Genomic DNA, 14,846 nt, shown 5'->3' with positions numbered 1-14,846 from the left:
GGTATCGTTAGACAATGAGCTTCATCACCATTTTTACGAGCTCAACGGCGTATTGCTCCATGGGTATAGATGAATTCGGCTTAAGCATTCTTTCTTCGATCGCCCCGATAATAAAGGATGCTACTATTTCTGTTTGAAAGGATGGAGTAAATTCCCCATTCTGTTGGCCTTCCTTGAGAATATCCACTACCATCTTTCTAAGTCCGTCCTCTTCAGGTTCGTCTTCCATTCTGTAATATGGCACCCCATTTTCATTCCGAGCATTAAAAACAATCTCAATCAAGGCAATTGTATGTTTATAATGGGTTTCTTGATAAGTCAGATGTGCCTCTATAAAAGCTTCCAGTTGTTTCATTGCAGAATGTGATAACACAACGTTCCCACGAATAAAATCAAGTTGCTTCGCTATCAAAAACAGTAAGGTATGATTCATAAGATCAAGCTTGTCACGAAAATGATAAGAAATAAGCCCTGTGCTAATCCTGGCTTTTTTTGCTACCTTCGTTAAGCTTAAATTGTGATAGCCAACCTCTTCCAATGTATCAATACAAGCAAGAACAATTTGCTCTCTTCTAGCCTCGGCAATAAAAGAATCAGTCATTGCTATTCCACTCCTGATGGATAGTTTTTGGTCGATTAATCAAAAAATTGATTGGTCATTCAAATTTTATGCAGGCGGATTTTAATTGTCAAGAGGACCCAGAGCCAAAAAAGGACACCATCTGTGTGATGGTGTCCCTTTTTCTACGATTTCAGAAATCCCAATCCAGCAAGTCCTCCAGCAGTTCGCGGGAAAATGCTAATTGCTCCGGTGTGTATTTATCCAGAAAACCCATAAATCGCTGTTCAATGTCCTGATGCACCTGGTGATGAATCTTATACAGCTTTTGTCCTTTTGCGGTTAGCCGATAGTACACTTCTTTCTTATTATCAACCAGCTGTTGCCTTTTAATTAAATCAAGCTTCCATAACTTTTTACTGATCCGTGTTATGGACCCTTTCGTTAAGTTGACTTTTTCCGAAATCGTGGTGACGTTAATGGGACCATGATCTCCGATACAGGCAATGAAATGAATTTCGGATAGCGTAAGGTTTAGCTTCATTCCCATCTCGGATTCCAGCTTCTGCATCTCTTCCGCCATTCGTGTAGTTAAATTGCTTTCTCGCTGCTCTTGCTGCGTAACGAGCTGTATGTAAAGCTGCATAATCCGCTGCTTGGAAAGCTCTGTGTTTTGCATATCATGTCTCCTAAATAACCATCTCCTCTCCATTATATACTGATTGTTTCGAGAAAAACAATTTATTTTGTTTCGCACAAAACAATTCTGCAACAATTAAACTTGCCCGCACCAGTGAGTAATTCCTTTCCGAATGGCTTCCATAGGATTAGACTCTGACTGGGAAACAGCCCAAGCGACATATCCATCCGGTCGAATCAGCGCTGTATGCACGTCATGCCAATCAGTAGCTCCCTCAGCAAGCGAAGCGCGAAGCACATGGACATGCTTGTATTTCGACCAATCGAAAGCATTGTCCAATCGTTCATCCGATCCTAAATGTAGCAAAAGGAATGAACCGGAATGAAAAAGCTCGTATGCATTCTGGCACTCACCGTTCTCCAGACGCAGATTCAACTCTGTAAAACGTCGACCATTCAATACATGCGGCTGCATCTCCCCATCCGGTTCATATTGGATATTGAACGCAGAGATTTGGGTAGCCAGCAGATAATTTGCCTCGGGTATTTGCAGCAGGTCGGACACCATATTCCTCAAAGCGATAACGGATGGGGAGAATTCCATACTACCGAACAGCAACGACTGCACCTGAGTATTCGTTAGCAATGCGGTATTGATGGGGAAACGCTCCGTATGATAGCTGTCCAACAGCCAATCCGGTGCCCAACCTTTTAATTGGGCCGCCAGCTTCCACCCTAGGTTGATTGCCTCTTGCAGGCCAACGTTCATCCCCTGTCCTCCGGCTGGAAAATGAATATGCGCCGCATCTCCCGCCAGGAAAATCCGTCTCTCCCGATAACGCTGAGCTTGCAAGGTCGCATTTCCAAAACGAGTCATCCAAAACGGGTCGGAAATCCCCAAATCGTCGCCAAGAATACGCAGTAAACTAGTGCGCAATTCCTCCAACGAAACTGGTTCTTCCTTTGGCACTGCCATTCGCTCCGGATCGATCAGCACCACCCGATGCATCCCTTTTGGCAAGGGTACAATCATGACCAAACCATGCTCATTAAAGTGTGAAGCAGCTCCTGATTCTGGGGGATTTTTCAAAACAACATCCCCCTGCATAGCTGTAAAAGTAGCATTTTTGCCGATAAACGGAATGCCTGCCTCCTTGCGGACAATGCTGGCAGCTCCATCTGCACCGACCACATAGCGTGCCGTAAGCACAGCCTTTCCATTCGGCCCGGAAGCCTCAACCTCAACCCCGTGCTGATCTTGGTGTACGGCCATTACCTCCACTTCTCTGCGTATTTCCACCCCTAGACTTTTTGCCCACTCCTCTAGTATCTTCTCCGTGTCATGTTGGGGAATAATCAGTGTGTAGTTAGAGGAAGAATCCAAGACAGAAAAATCCAAGCGTGTATCAAGCGCAGCAAAATGCCCCGTCGAAATCGGCTTTCCTCTATCAAGTAATTTCGCTTTCAACCCGCGCAAATCCAGGATTTCAAGTGTGCGCGGATGTACAGTGAGTGCCCGTGAATACGGAGTCGTTTCCTTTAACCGCTCAAGTACGCACACCTTCATTTTAGCCAACGCCAGCTCTCCAGCCACCATCATGCCAACTGGTCCACCACCAACAATAATCACGTCATAATCAACCTGCATTGAAACCACTCCTCTTTTTTGTTTTGCACGAAACAATATGAATATATCACATCTTTTTTTAATTGAAAACCATTTTCAATTAAAAACTTTTTAAAGACGATGCCAGCAAATGAAAAGGCGACCCCTTCTCGAATGGAGGAAGAGATCGCCTTTTTCTATTTTCTTATCGTTTTGCTACAACAATGGCATAGACATGACCTTGGTCATTTGTCCACAAATCCACTTTGTCTTTGGTGGAAAGATCGCTTTCTTTCAAGTCATTACCGTTGTAGTATTTGATCTTTGCGTCTTCCGTCATCTTCAAGCTCGTCGATACGTCACCGAAGAATACGTATTTGTCTTTGTTCACACGGGATTCGATTCCGACGAAACTCACGTTTTCTTTCGCAAGTTTTCCACTGATGGAAGCAGCAATGACATCGCCGTCACGATCAAGAGTCAATGTCACGTACTCAAATTGATCAACGTCTTCAATCGCGTCCTCATCCGTTACATCGTACGTCTTGCCGTTAACCTCTACTTTCGCGGAAGTCACCTTGCCGTCATCGTTACGAACCTCAACAGAGTCAACCACGCCGCTTACTTTCCTAGGCGCACCTGTAACGGCTTTTACTTTGCCAGCGTTGTTGAGTGTCAGCGTGTACTCTTTGTCGTTGGATGCTGCATCGCTGTCAATTGTGACGCCGGACAAGAGCTCATACACTTTCCCGTTCACGGTAATTTTGGAACCGGATTTTTTCGTCACGTATCCTTTTACGGTTTGCTTTTCCAAAGTCAGTTCCACAATGTCATTCGTGCCGACATTGTATTTCCACGTAAGGATACGGTGGTCATTAAACTGATCGGTTTTAACCATGGTTGGTGATACGGAGTCACCATCGACTGTCAGCTTCGCGTTGGTCAAGATATCGTAGGTTTTCCCGTCGATTTTCACAGTTGCCAGCTTTCCTGCTGCATACGCGGTTGTGTCGGAGACCAGCTTGTTCGTAGCTGCTCCTACACCCTGCTCTACTTTCACCAGATTTCCATTCTTGTCAAACGTAAGCACTGCAATTTGGCCGCTCGTCAACTCATCCAGCTCATCTACTTCGTCTTCGTCTACGAACAACTCAGTATCTTCATGCACCTCGTAATTGACGCCAGCAACGCGAATCAGGTTTTTGTTTGTATCAACGGTGATCGTATCCGTGAAGCTCAGCTTCGTGTAAACAAGCTCGGATACTTTGCCGTCTACATTGAGTGTCAGCTCGACCAAGTCGTCTTTTTCGATGTCAGAGAACGATGCACTTGTTGCTTTCGCCTCTGGATGCGCCTTGCCTTTGATCGTTGCTTTGGAATCCAGAACATAAGTCGTGCCGTCTACCCTCAGCTCTTTCTTCGAGTTGGAACCGCTCACGGAAGATACTTTTTCCACAATTCCTTTTGTCGTGTTGTCGCTAATCGTGATGGACTTGATCTTGCCATTGTCGCCAACGACTGCCACAAACTTTTGGCCGATGTGAGAACGGCTTACATTTACACCATCTTCTACTTCCAAAACGACTTCTCTTCCATTGACGATTGCCTTGAATTTCTTCTCATCGCCTACAGCCGTTGTAAAATTAAGGCCAGTCTTCACGATCCCTTCGACGATTTCGGAGTCAGAAGTAACAACGGTGAGGAAAGCCACTCGGCCGTTTTTCGTGATGTATTCTACTTGCGCGCCTACGACCAGATTGCCGTATACTTGCGCGGAATCAGCAATTTCGATTTCTTTGTTTTGTCCGACTAGTTTCAGCTTTTTGCCAGACTTGTCATACGAAGCGACTGCTCCCTTTACTACTGGCAGCTTTTGAATGGTTCCTTTTGCATTGCCATCTTTGTCGTAGTATGCGCCGTTTGCGTATACAGGCGTTTCCATGAACTTATCTGTATACTTCGCGACGATATCACGCGGAGCTGCTGCTGTCGGTGTTTCTTTTGCATCGTAGATACCTGCTCTGTCCGCTTCCAGCAAGTACGGGATGTACCACTCGCTTGATGCTGATGGACGAACGTCGATCTTCAAGCCTTGAACGTAAACAGTCAACGCTTCCGCAATTTTTACATTGTGATTCGGTTTGAAGGTGCCATCTGGATAGCCCTTGATAATGCCTTGCGATACAGCGAGATTGATATAACCTGTCGCCCAGTGATCTGCAGGCAGATCTTTAAAGACTGTTTTTCCTTGCAAGAGCTTTGCTTGCGCATCTGTGTACCCGAGTGCCAGCACCGCAACTTTGGCGAACTCCGCTCTCGTCACTTCTTTATTCGGCTTGAACGTGCCATCGGTATATCCTTTTAACACACCTGCATAATTCAATTTCAGAATCGCGTCTTTATTAACGTTTCCTCCGATGTCGGAGAATGGCAGTGCCGTAGCAGCCAATCCGGTCCCCGGCAATGCAAGCGAACCTGCCAGAACCGCTGTCGCCAATAATTTTTTGAAATCCTTGCTTGCCCGATTCTTTGCTTTTTGCAAAATAAACCCCTCCGTTAATGTAACAGTTTCATCAGTTTTTTCTCTCCAGCAGACACTCCCATTTGAAGAGATGATAGATAAGTCCACAGTAGAACTGTTTTCTTCTGCCGAATGCTCTTTTTAGACGACAAGATTTCCGAAAAAGTTTCAAGGCTTGTTCACGGTAATTCATTCCACTGTTCTTAAACATTGATAGGTAGCGGGTTCACGATATTTCGCTGAACGTAAAAAAACCACCTGAGATCTCAGGTGGTTTTACGTTTCATTCCAGCAGGAAATGCTATAAGCCAGGTTCTGTCTCTCCCGTGCTTCAAGCGGGGCAATCCCTCGCACCAAGAGCGGTAGCCATCTATCTATGGCATCCGAAGATACCATCCGTCCTTTCCGTTTGATTCCTTCAGGACGGTTCCCCTACCTAATTTGGGTTTCTCGCTCGCAGGGTTTACCGCGTTCCATCTTTTCTGTCGCCAGAAAAGCTACGTTTCTGTGGCACTTTCAGCGTACTCGGGCCTCAGAGAGAGCCCTTTCCACGCCGTCAGCAAGGCTTGACGCCTCACTGCCCTGGCTTGCACCAGGTACGAACACTCCAGGCATCTCAGCCTGGGCGAGCCTGGACTTTCCTCTACCGCCAATCGTCGAAACGATTGCGGCAGCGACTACCCACATTTCCTGCACATCAGAATCAGTAACATTTACTCTATCACATGGCTCATACATGGTCAACAAGCAGGATTTGGAAGGTTAGTGAGTATGGTTATTCGTTATTTTCGATCGGAGGTCTTTACATATCGATAATTCTCGATATAATTATGCGTATGGATCCAATTGAAATTTTTAAAGCGCTGTCCAACGAGTCTAGACTTCAAATTTTGTATTGGTTAAAAGAGCCTGAAAAACATTTTACGCCCCATGAAGGAGTTGATATGAGGAAAATCGGGGTATGCGTCAGCCAGATAACTGAGAAATTGAATATGACCCAATCAACCGCATCCCAATATTTGTCCATTCTCCAACGAGCCGGCCTTATCAAGACGGAGCGTATTGGCAAATACACGTATTATACCAGGGACGAAGAAAAAATACGTGAAATTGGAGCCTTTTTTAGTAGTCAAATATGATCGAAATAAAGCTGAATGCTTCATGGAGTATTCAGTTTTATTTCAAAAGCACATTTCGATATATCTCGATATATTAATATTTTGCGGTTTGAATCAGTATTATTGGACAACATCTTATGAAAGATGCAAATATTTTAACAGGAGTGAAATACATGTCGAATACATGGAAGGTTTACTTTTTGGCATTGGTCAGTTTTTTAGTTGGGACATCCGAGTACGTGATTTCAGGCATCCTTGATAAACTCTCCAGTACCATGGGCATCTCAATTACAGCGGCGGGTCAGCTTGTTACTATTTTTTCATTTGTTTATGCCATTTTCACCCCGATCATGATGGCACTAACTGCGAAAATGGATAGAAAGAGGCTTCTCGTTAGTGCACTAGGTATTTTCGTGTTAGCCAATATACTGTCATTCGCTATGCCGAAATTTGAATTGTTTGTTCTAGCCCGTGTGATCATGGCTTTAGGAGCAGGGATGGTTGTTGTGACTGCGTTAGATATCGCGTCCAAGATCGCTCCTGCAGGTAAACAGGCAAGTGCGATTGCAACCGTCATTATGGGATTTACCGCATCATTAATCATTGGTGTTCCCCTCGGACGCGCAGCCGCCGCTACATTTGGATGGCAATCCGTTTTCGGTATCATTGCGCTGGCAGGACTTCTGGCGATGTTTGTCCTGTCCCGGACGATCCCGCAAGTGCAAGGGGATGAGCCGGTACCTCTGTCTAAGCAGTTAGCATTATTGAAAAACCCGAAGGTCGCACTTGGCTTATCGATTACGTTCTTTTGGCTGGGTGGGTATTCCCTCGCATATACCTACATTTCACCCTATCTTCTCGAAGTCGCAGGCATGAATGAGAATTTGTTGAGCGGCGCCTTATTGGCGTTCGGCGTAGCTAGTCTGATCGGTTCCAAATTGGGTGGTTTCAGCACTGACAAATGGGGAGTATCCCCCACTTTACTTGGTGGAATGATCCTGCACGTTGTTGCTCTCATTTTGCTTTCAGTTACTGTTGCTATCTCGCCTCAACCGTTTACAGTTATCGCCATTTTGGTATTATGGTCTTTCGCTGCATGGTCTTCCGGGCCTACGCAACAGTTTAATTTGGTACGGATTGCACCGAATAATTCAGGGATCATGCTTGGTCTTAATCAATCCATGATGCAGCTCTCGATGGCCGCAGGGGCAGGTTTCGGAGGCATTGCGGTTGAGCAAGTTTCCCTGTCTTCGATTACATGGTTGGGTACGATTAGCGTGGCGATCGCCATCCTTGCTTCCCTATTTTTAATTGTTATGTTAAAAGAAAAGGTTGCACAACAGAACACAAACTTACGAAATTACCCCTCATAAAGCGAGCTTATCATGTCGGGGAAATTGTACGGTAACATTTATAATGGACACAGAGTTGCTTGAGCTTACAATGTGGTGGCCTGTACCTTAGTGGTACGGGCTTTACGCTCGAATAAAGCATTACCTTGCCGATGAGGCAAATATATGGTTTCAGTCACAAAGGTTCCATTTGTAGTACAATAGATAGGCGATAAGGAGGTAGGACGATGATCACCATTACTCCAACTGCGGCAGTACGTCTTGCACAAATGATCGCGGAAGAAGCGGATGCTGAGCAGCTCGGAATCAGACTCGTTCCGACTACGACGGGTTGTGGCAGCTATACATATAGCATCGCCATTACGGAAGCGGAAAAACATGATCTCGAACAAGAAATAAGTGGAATTCGTTTCTTTTATCAAACGCATGAGATAGACAAGCTCTCCGGGACAGTCATCGACTGCGATCCTGCAACTGGCCGCTTCTCCATTTTCCATCCGCGCCCGATGCAAACAGATTGCTCGCTTACTCATTGATTAGGAGGTTACTATGCTGCTCTTATCATTTGAAAACATCAAACCGAAGATTCACCCTACTGTTTTCCTGGCAAAAGGCTCCGTCGTTTCTGGCGATGTCGAAATCGGCGAGGATTCTTCTATTTGGTACAACACTGTGATCCGCGGGGACATTGCTCCGACCGTCATCGGAAAACGCGTCAGCGTGCAAGACAACAGCACCCTGCATCAAAGCCCGAACAATCCGTTGATCCTCGAAGACGAGGTGACCGTTGGACATAATGCCGTTTTACATAGCTGCGTGGTACGTCGCGGCGCATTGATCGGAATGGGCGCAATTGTATTGGATCGGGCGGAAATCGGGGAAGAAGCGATGGTTGCTGCGGGTGCACTCGTTCCTCCAGGCATGAAAGTGCCACCTCGCTCGCTTGTTGTCGGCAATCCAGCGAAAGTAAAACGCGAACTTAACGAGGCAGACTTGAAAGAATTCGTACGCATTCGCCAATCGTATGTGGATAAAGGAAAGATGTATCGTCAACTGGAAGAAAGCCCGCTAGAACGGGAGTAGGAAAATGAATTCAATGACGTTACAGACCTGTGCTTGGAACAAAAAAAGCGGCGTATCCTTAGTGGAAACACCGCTTTTTCCTTACGAAGCATTCTGCAATCGATCCACTTCGCGAATGTGTTCAAAAAGCATATACGAGCGAATCGCTGTCTCTAAATGAAGCCGATCCGGTTCTTTGGTCGTGCTGTATTTTTGAAAGAACGCCGACAGCTTGTAAAGAAAACCGAAATATTTACGCACGTAACGATCCCCGAGCATGCCGACAAGCAGCCCTGCTACCCCGCATGCGACGCTCCATTCTAAGGGTAAAAAGAATACGGACAAAAGGAACCCCGTAAAAAACCACACGACCAGATTCGTCGAGCAACCGTCATTTACGATATTTGCCCGTTGAATCTCTTTCAGTGCTGCTAGCGACTTCTTCCCTCCATAGCTAAACACCTTATGCTCCGCACCGTGAAATTTTTTCATCTTTTTCGGAAAAACGAAGTGAAAGCCTGCGATGTATACAGCTACCCACATCGGATCGATGATGGCCCAGTCTGGCTTCAAAATCGCTGCCAGTACATAACAAGCAAGCATGAGGTGAAACAATTGATAGTACCACGGAAAGGAGAAAAATATTCGATACCAGAGCTTCCCTATTGTTTTCAATGTGATTTTTTCCGCCCACATATGAATGACTCCGTCTTTTACTTCCGCGCAAGCCAGCACATTTCGATCATGAAAAAGCACACCGCGTCCAAAAGACATCCCCATAATCATCTCGTTAGCTATTCTCCTTCCGCCCCAATGTCGTTATAATAGGTTGAGTTGTACGCAGAATGAAGGAGGTTTCCACAATTGATCCGCATGGTTCCAACTACACCATTAACACCTTTACACGATCCATGGGAGCCGTTGTTCAATGCGACACCCCCCGCCTATAAACTTACCAGCGTCGAGTTTACTGTAACGAATCTGTGCAATCTCCGCTGTGAGCATTGCGCGGTTGGTGATACATTGCGATACAAAGACGATCCCGCTCTCCCTGTCGATCTTATACTCCGTCGTCTCGATGAAGCAAAAGATCTGCTTACTATCAGTATAACAGGCGGAGAACCGATGTACAGCGAGCGCACCGTGAAAACTGTGATCGCACCTATTCTACAATATGCAGCAGATCGTGGGCTGCGGACGCAAATCAACTCCAACATGTCCATGCCTTTTTCTCGGTATGAGTTGATCCTGCCTTACATCGATGTCATGCATATTTCGTGGAACTGGTCTACTCCCGAGGAATTCCATGATATTGTTTACGCAAAAGCACGGCAGCCGGTTTCAATCAAAAGAGCGGAAGCACAATTTCATGAGATGATGGAAAATGCTCGCAAACTCTCGGAAGCAGGTGTATTTGTCTCAGCCGAAACGATGCTGAATCATCGCACATGGACAAAGCTCGATACCCTCCACCGTCAGATTCAGGAGATGGGAAGCAAGCGACATGAAGTACACCCGATGTACGCGAGTGATTTTGCCCGTGATCTGGATGTACTTTCACTCGATGAGCTTCGTCAAGCCATTCATCGGATGCTCGATGTACGTAATGAAGATTTGTGGATGCTTTTCGGGACGCTTCCGTTTTTCGCTTGTAGTCCTGAAGCAGCAGACAGGGAATTGATCAGCAGACTGCGCTCTGCGAAAAATGTGACGACTCGCAATGATCCAGATGGTCGCAATCGTCTTAACATCAACATTTTCACCGGCGATGTCATCGTGACCGATTTCGGAGACGTAGAGCCATTGGGCAATATTCAAACCGATCAGCTCCAGTCGATGTTTGAAAAATGGCAAGAACACACGCTGAATCAGAAGATCAATTGCTTCTGCCCTGCTGCTGCATGTGCAGGACCGAACCTGCTCGTTGCCAATACTTACTATCAGGAGACTGATTTCACTCTACGCAAAGCACTCGTCTAATTGGGCATGCTAGGGCGTGAGGTGATCTACCATGAGCAGACGCAAACGCCCTCTCGTCCCCGAGGCGAGAAAAGGACTGGACGCCCTAAAAGCGCAGGTTGCACACGTTGATGATCCCGCGCAGGCAAAATTCGAAGTCGCAGAAGAAATTCATGTTCCTTTGCAGCCGGGCTACAATGGACAGTTAACCTCTCACGATGCCGGTCGAATCGGAGGACGCTTGGGCGGCAGTATGGTCAGAGAGATGGTTCGGATGGCAATGGAAGGCATGAATAAAAATCCGTGATCCTATTGTTTGGGAACCCCGCTATTTGATGTATGCGAATGGCGGGGTTCTTTGTCCAGCAATCGAATATTGCCGAGTAGGACACTGGCTACCAAACTGATTCCAATCAGAATCAAACCAGTGATAAAGACGCCGTGCAAAGCTTCACTAAACACCAATCCTGCCCGCATCCGCCCTTCTACGATGCTCCCAAACACACTGATTCCAATCGTCCCCCCAATAGAACGAAATAATTGCGATGTCGACATGGCAACGCCCCGATCTTGCGGTTTTACAGCGCTGTGTGCTGCTGTACCGAGTGCAGGATAGATTGCCCCCATGCCTAGACCTGTGACAATCATATAGATGACGAGCTGTGTGTTGGTTGTCCCTACATCAATCGTGCTCAGAAGGTAAAAGCCTGTCGCCATAATGATTAAGCTGGGAATCAGAATCGCCCGAAATGTAGCTTTTGCCATCCATCTTCCCCCAATCGTCGAAGAAATCGCTGCGGACAACATGAGTGGCACTAAAAGGTATCCAGCCTCTGAGGGAGTCGCACCGCGTACCCCTTGGACGAACAGAGGGATGTATGCGATTGCACCGAACAAAGCGGCACTCACAAGGAATCCTACGAGATTGCCATATCCAATGGCCGGGATGCGAAATAGGGAAAGCGGAAGCAGGGGTTCCTTTGCTTTGGTTTCAATCCAAATGAACATGCCGAGAAGCAAGATACCCGCTCCCCCTAACCCGATTTTGTATTCCCTCCCCTCCATGACAAGGGACAGCAGGATGAGAATGATAGCTGCACTCAAGCTAATCGCCCCATACCAATCAATGACAGGCTTCTTATCGTAGTGCCGCTGATCACTCCAGGCTAGGGCAATGATCAAAAAGGCAGCGATACCGATAGGAAGGTTTATAAAGAAGATCCATCCCCACGGCAGATGCTCCACGAGAATTCCTCCCAACGAGGGTCCGAGTATACTCGTCATGGCAAAGACTGCTCCGAAAAGACCTTGAAATTTGCCTCTCTTTTCGGGTGGATACAGTTCACCCACAATAATGAATGCAACCGGCATTAATGCCCCAGCGCCCAAGCCTTGGACTCCTCTCGCTGCAATAAGACCCGTCATAGAATTAGCCATGCCGCACAAAAGAGATCCTACCAGAAACAGAAGCAAACCGATCAAATACATTTTTCTTGGCCCAAACAAGTCTGCCATTTTCCCATAGATGGGCATGCTCGTGGTCGATGCGAGCATATAAATGGCGAACACCCAGCTATAAAACGATAAACCTCCGAGCTCTTTCGTGATTGTCGGCATGGCTGTTGATACAATCGTCTGATCCAACGATGACAAGACTAGCCCCATCAGCACTCCACCCGTAACCAATCCAACCCGACGCTTTTCCTTTTCCATCTCCATCACTCCCCTTTTTGAAGTCAGTTGATAACAGCTCCAAAAATATAAGGGAAATTCCAAAAAAAGAATAGACTTTTTCTTTCAAATGAGTTATTCTGATGATAGATTCTGCCCCTAGTAACTATGAACGAACCATAAATAAAAACCGCCTCCATTACGGACGCGGTTTTTTTGTTATGCAATTCCTTTCGCCATTCATCTCAGCTTGTCGAGCTTTTTGGCACTTGCCTTCCGAGGTCCAAGCATCGCCTTTCCAATGTCGCCCACTTTGTTTACAGAGTCAAAAACTTGATCGATGACATCCACCAGTTCCCGAATCTGCACCACTTTTCCATAGACGCCCATGAAATGGTGTCGGATGTTTTTTCCATTTAACCCTAGCATGGCCGCACCTCCTCTTAATCCTCTCGTATCACTTTATGCAGGTTCGGGCGAAGAGGAAATGGCGAAGTGTGGAAAATTATTCGACCCTCTATCCAGCTGCTTAGCGTGGACGAGGCGTAACGGTCGGACGTGGGCGCGGAGGTGGTGTCGGCGTAATGGCTCGCTCCACTCGAGTGACACGGTTCTCCAATCGATCTACGCGGTTATCCAGTCTGCGATAATCTTCTCGCAGCGCATCTACTCGCCTTTCCAGACGATCCAAGCGCCGATTGACTTCCACTCCAGGTGCTGGTGTCGCTGTGGTCGGGATGTACAAATTTTGACCGACGTAAATGTAGTAAGGATAGGCGATATTATTCACGCGGATCAATTCCTGAACGGATACACCAAAACGAGCCGCAATGCTGTTCAGCGTATCTCCGGCACGGACTACATAGTTCACGAATCTCACTCCTTTTATCTGTGATCATTCGTTATTAACCTATGCCCGCCTTGATACACGCGCAATAAACCAATACCCATTTTGGCAAAGAATAGTCAAACACCCAGTACAAACGCCGTTACAAACCTGAAATGGCAAGGCTCTGCCCCATTAACACTTGGAAAACACAGTCACACCCTCAAGATACACTTCTTCTACTTGCTTCAATACCTCTATCTCTTGTAGCGGATCACCTTTTACCACAAGCAAATCTGCAAAATAACCTGGCGCTAACGTTCCGATCTTGCTTCCTTGGTCCAGCACCTCTGCAGCGTTTTGGGTAGCAGCCTGGATCGCCCGAATTGGCTCCATCCCCAGTTCCACCATCAGCTTGATCTCTTCTGCCACAGGTGTAATCGGATAGCCTTCCAATACGATATCCGTACCCGTAGCGATCTTTACGCCTGTATTCATCAATCGTGCGAAGTTCTCGCGGTACGCCTTTTCCGATTCGAGGAAAAAGGCTCCTTGCTCGATAATCCCTTCGCTCAATATGCCTTGATTCGCCTGTTGTTGCTCATTCCAAATATGCTTGTAATAATCAGCAATCTGAAAAAAGGTGATCATGGTCGGTACCCACACGAGTCCTTTTTCTTTCATATGCTCTGCCTGTTCGACGGTCATAAACGTCGCGTGCTCGATCGTATCAAATCCCGCATCAATCGCCATCTGGATCGCCGGCTGGAGTGAGGCATGCACACAGCATTTCCGTCCCAAGCGATGAGATTCATCAACCGCCGCATCCAGCTCCTCTTGTGTGAACTCCGGCGTTGGTGTACGATGGCTCGTCATGAGCTTGATCCAGTCTGCTCCTGCTCTCACTTGTTCACGCACGGCTGTCCGCACTTCCCACGGGCCATTTGCTTCTCGCAGGGCACCCTCTAATTGCCAGCCGTGCCCCCCGGTCATAATAATCCCTTGGTTTACTTGAAAAAGACGAGGAGAAACAATGAACTTGTTCTTGGCTGCCAGCTTCAGCGTACTGCACAATCCATCCGGTGCTGCTACATCGCGGATCGTCGTGACCCCCAAGGAAAGTGCCTCTTTCAAGTTCGCTGTCGCAAGTAAAGCCACGAGTCCATCGTTGTTGCGATACTCAGCCGAGTCTGGTTTGCTCCACCAATACCCGATGTGAACATGTAAATCGATCAAGCCTGGCAAAATGGAGCATCCGCTGTACCGCTTTACCTCTCCTTCCGAAATGGAATCCGTAAGCTCCGATTCTGTCCCTACTGCTACAATCTTTCCTCGTTCATCAATCCCAACAGCGCCTTGTTCGATTACATGCTCTCCATCTCCGATAATGACACGATCAGCAATCAACCATTTCATTCCTGTCCCCCCTGTCAAAAATGAAAATCCATCTGTCCGCAATCCTGGTTAGTCCCTCGAAAGTTCATCATCTATCCAACGATTTCCTTCCCCTCTCCCGCCTAGTTTGAAAAAAAA

At 46.8% G+C, this 14,846-nt stretch carries 15 protein-coding genes and 1 other RNA gene; 6 read left to right on the top strand and 10 right to left on the bottom strand.

The annotated features are described in order from the left end of the window. Positions 1–7 precede the first annotated feature (7 nt). The 5 genes from FB479_RS10240 to rnpB form a co-directional block, all read right to left on the bottom strand. Entirely contained in the window at positions 8–601 is a 594-nt protein-coding gene (locus tag FB479_RS10240) for a TetR/AcrR family transcriptional regulator (protein ID WP_142064798.1), read from the bottom strand. Positions 602–752: 151 nt separating this feature from the next. Further along, positions 753–1,238 carry a MarR family transcriptional regulator gene (locus tag FB479_RS10235; RefSeq protein ID WP_106652784.1) on the bottom strand — a complete coding sequence of 162 codons (486 nt, stop codon included), beginning with the start codon at positions 1,236–1,238 and terminating at the stop codon, positions 753–755. Between the two features lie 96 nt (positions 1,239–1,334). Beyond that, complete coding sequence (locus FB479_RS10230) at positions 1,335–2,846, bottom strand: monooxygenase (RefSeq protein WP_142064795.1); 1,512 nt, start codon at positions 2,844–2,846, stop codon at positions 1,335–1,337. 163 nt (positions 2,847–3,009) lie between these two features. After that, positions 3,010–5,346 (bottom strand): S-layer homology domain-containing protein, encoded by a 2,337-nt coding sequence (locus FB479_RS10225; RefSeq protein ID WP_106652782.1) that lies wholly within the window; start codon positions 5,344–5,346, stop codon positions 3,010–3,012. Positions 5,347–5,624: 278 nt separating this feature from the next. Continuing rightward, positions 5,625–6,014: RNase P RNA component class B (rnpB, locus tag FB479_RS10220), an RNA gene on the bottom strand. A 147-nt stretch (positions 6,015–6,161) separates the two neighbouring features. Here rnpB and FB479_RS10215 point away from each other — a divergent pair. The 4 genes from FB479_RS10215 to FB479_RS10200 all read left to right on the top strand — a co-directional run bounded on the left by FB479_RS10215 (position 6,162) and on the right by FB479_RS10200 (position 8,878). Further along, positions 6,162–6,464 (top strand): ArsR/SmtB family transcription factor, encoded by a 303-nt coding sequence (locus FB479_RS10215; RefSeq protein WP_047069466.1) that lies wholly within the window; start codon positions 6,162–6,164, stop codon positions 6,462–6,464. Positions 6,465–6,616: 152 nt separating this feature from the next. Then, positions 6,617–7,816, top strand: coding sequence for an MFS transporter (locus FB479_RS10210; protein ID WP_185746352.1), 1,200 nt, complete (start codon positions 6,617–6,619; stop codon positions 7,814–7,816). 206 nt (positions 7,817–8,022) lie between these two features. Then, positions 8,023–8,331 carry an iron-sulfur cluster biosynthesis family protein gene (locus tag FB479_RS10205; protein ID WP_106652781.1) on the top strand — a complete coding sequence of 103 codons (309 nt, stop codon included), beginning with the start codon at positions 8,023–8,025 and terminating at the stop codon, positions 8,329–8,331. A 13-nt stretch (positions 8,332–8,344) separates the two neighbouring features. Then, positions 8,345–8,878, top strand: coding sequence for a gamma carbonic anhydrase (locus tag FB479_RS10200; protein ID WP_007724325.1), 534 nt, complete (start codon positions 8,345–8,347; stop codon positions 8,876–8,878). Positions 8,879–8,959: 81 nt separating this feature from the next. On the opposite strand, the gene FB479_RS10195 is transcribed toward FB479_RS10200, so the two are convergent. Continuing rightward, entirely contained in the window at positions 8,960–9,643 is a 684-nt protein-coding gene (locus FB479_RS10195; RefSeq protein WP_142064792.1) for a DUF1385 domain-containing protein, read from the bottom strand. Between the two features lie 78 nt (positions 9,644–9,721). On the opposite strand from FB479_RS10195, the gene yfkAB reads away from it, so the two are divergent. Continuing rightward, positions 9,722–10,837, top strand: a complete 1,116-nt coding sequence (gene yfkAB / locus FB479_RS10190) for a radical SAM/CxCxxxxC motif protein YfkAB (RefSeq protein ID WP_106652779.1) — start codon at positions 9,722–9,724, stop codon at positions 10,835–10,837. A gap of 31 nt (positions 10,838–10,868) precedes the next feature. Then, positions 10,869–11,123, top strand: a complete 255-nt coding sequence (locus FB479_RS10185; RefSeq protein ID WP_106652778.1) for an alpha/beta-type small acid-soluble spore protein — start codon at positions 10,869–10,871, stop codon at positions 11,121–11,123. A 2-nt stretch (positions 11,124–11,125) separates the two neighbouring features. Here the strand turns inward: FB479_RS10185 and FB479_RS10180 are convergent, their stop codons facing one another. The 4 genes from FB479_RS10180 to FB479_RS10165 all read right to left on the bottom strand — a co-directional run bounded on the left by FB479_RS10180 (position 11,126) and on the right by FB479_RS10165 (position 14,729). Further along, on the bottom strand, positions 11,126–12,535 hold the full coding sequence (locus FB479_RS10180) for an MDR family MFS transporter (RefSeq protein WP_142064789.1): 1,410 nt from the start codon (positions 12,533–12,535) through the stop codon (positions 11,126–11,128). Between the two features lie 192 nt (positions 12,536–12,727). Beyond that, the gene (locus FB479_RS10175) at positions 12,728–12,916 is read right to left on the bottom strand and encodes a hypothetical protein (RefSeq protein ID WP_047068706.1); all 189 of its coding nucleotides are present in this window, start codon (positions 12,914–12,916) and stop codon (positions 12,728–12,730) included. Positions 12,917–13,016: 100 nt separating this feature from the next. Continuing rightward, positions 13,017–13,358 carry a LysM peptidoglycan-binding domain-containing protein gene (locus FB479_RS10170; protein ID WP_106652776.1) on the bottom strand — a complete coding sequence of 114 codons (342 nt, stop codon included), beginning with the start codon at positions 13,356–13,358 and terminating at the stop codon, positions 13,017–13,019. Between the two features lie 150 nt (positions 13,359–13,508). Beyond that, positions 13,509–14,729: a metal-dependent hydrolase family protein gene (locus FB479_RS10165; protein WP_142064786.1), complete on the bottom strand. Its 1,221-nt coding sequence runs from the start codon at positions 14,727–14,729 to the stop codon at positions 13,509–13,511. Between the last annotated feature and the right edge of the window lie 117 nt (positions 14,730–14,846).

The organism is Brevibacillus sp. AG162, assembly GCF_006715575.1.
GTDB classification, from domain to species: domain Bacteria; phylum Bacillota; class Bacilli; order Brevibacillales; family Brevibacillaceae; genus Brevibacillus; species Brevibacillus brevis.
Note: the sequence above shows the minus strand (reverse complement) of the source record. Positions and strands in the feature narration are given on the sequence as shown.

Excerpts from the sequence above, each read along its gene's own strand:
- FB479_RS10240 (WP_142064798.1), bottom strand. The coding sequence starts at position 601 with ATGACTGATTCTTTTATTGCCGAGGCTAGAAGAGAGCAAATTGTTCTT.
- FB479_RS10235 (WP_106652784.1), bottom strand. The coding sequence starts at position 1,238 with ATGCAAAACACAGAGCTTTCCAAGCAGCGGATTATGCAGCTTTACATA.
- FB479_RS10230 (WP_142064795.1), bottom strand. The coding sequence starts at position 2,846 with ATGCAGGTTGATTATGACGTGATTATTGTTGGTGGTGGACCAGTTGGC.
- FB479_RS10215 (WP_047069466.1), top strand. The coding sequence starts at position 6,162 with ATGGATCCAATTGAAATTTTTAAAGCGCTGTCCAACGAGTCTAGACTT.
- FB479_RS10210 (WP_185746352.1), top strand. The coding sequence starts at position 6,617 with ATGTCGAATACATGGAAGGTTTACTTTTTGGCATTGGTCAGTTTTTTA.
- FB479_RS10205 (WP_106652781.1), top strand. The coding sequence starts at position 8,023 with ATGATCACCATTACTCCAACTGCGGCAGTACGTCTTGCACAAATGATC.
- FB479_RS10200 (WP_007724325.1), top strand. The coding sequence starts at position 8,345 with ATGCTGCTCTTATCATTTGAAAACATCAAACCGAAGATTCACCCTACT.
- FB479_RS10195 (WP_142064792.1), bottom strand. The coding sequence starts at position 9,643 with ATGATTATGGGGATGTCTTTTGGACGCGGTGTGCTTTTTCATGATCGA.
- FB479_RS10185 (WP_106652778.1), top strand. The coding sequence starts at position 10,869 with ATGAGCAGACGCAAACGCCCTCTCGTCCCCGAGGCGAGAAAAGGACTG.
- FB479_RS10180 (WP_142064789.1), bottom strand. The coding sequence starts at position 12,535 with ATGGAGATGGAAAAGGAAAAGCGTCGGGTTGGATTGGTTACGGGTGGA.
- FB479_RS10175 (WP_047068706.1), bottom strand. The coding sequence starts at position 12,916 with ATGCTAGGGTTAAATGGAAAAAACATCCGACACCATTTCATGGGCGTC.
- FB479_RS10165 (WP_142064786.1), bottom strand. The coding sequence starts at position 14,729 with ATGAAATGGTTGATTGCTGATCGTGTCATTATCGGAGATGGAGAGCAT.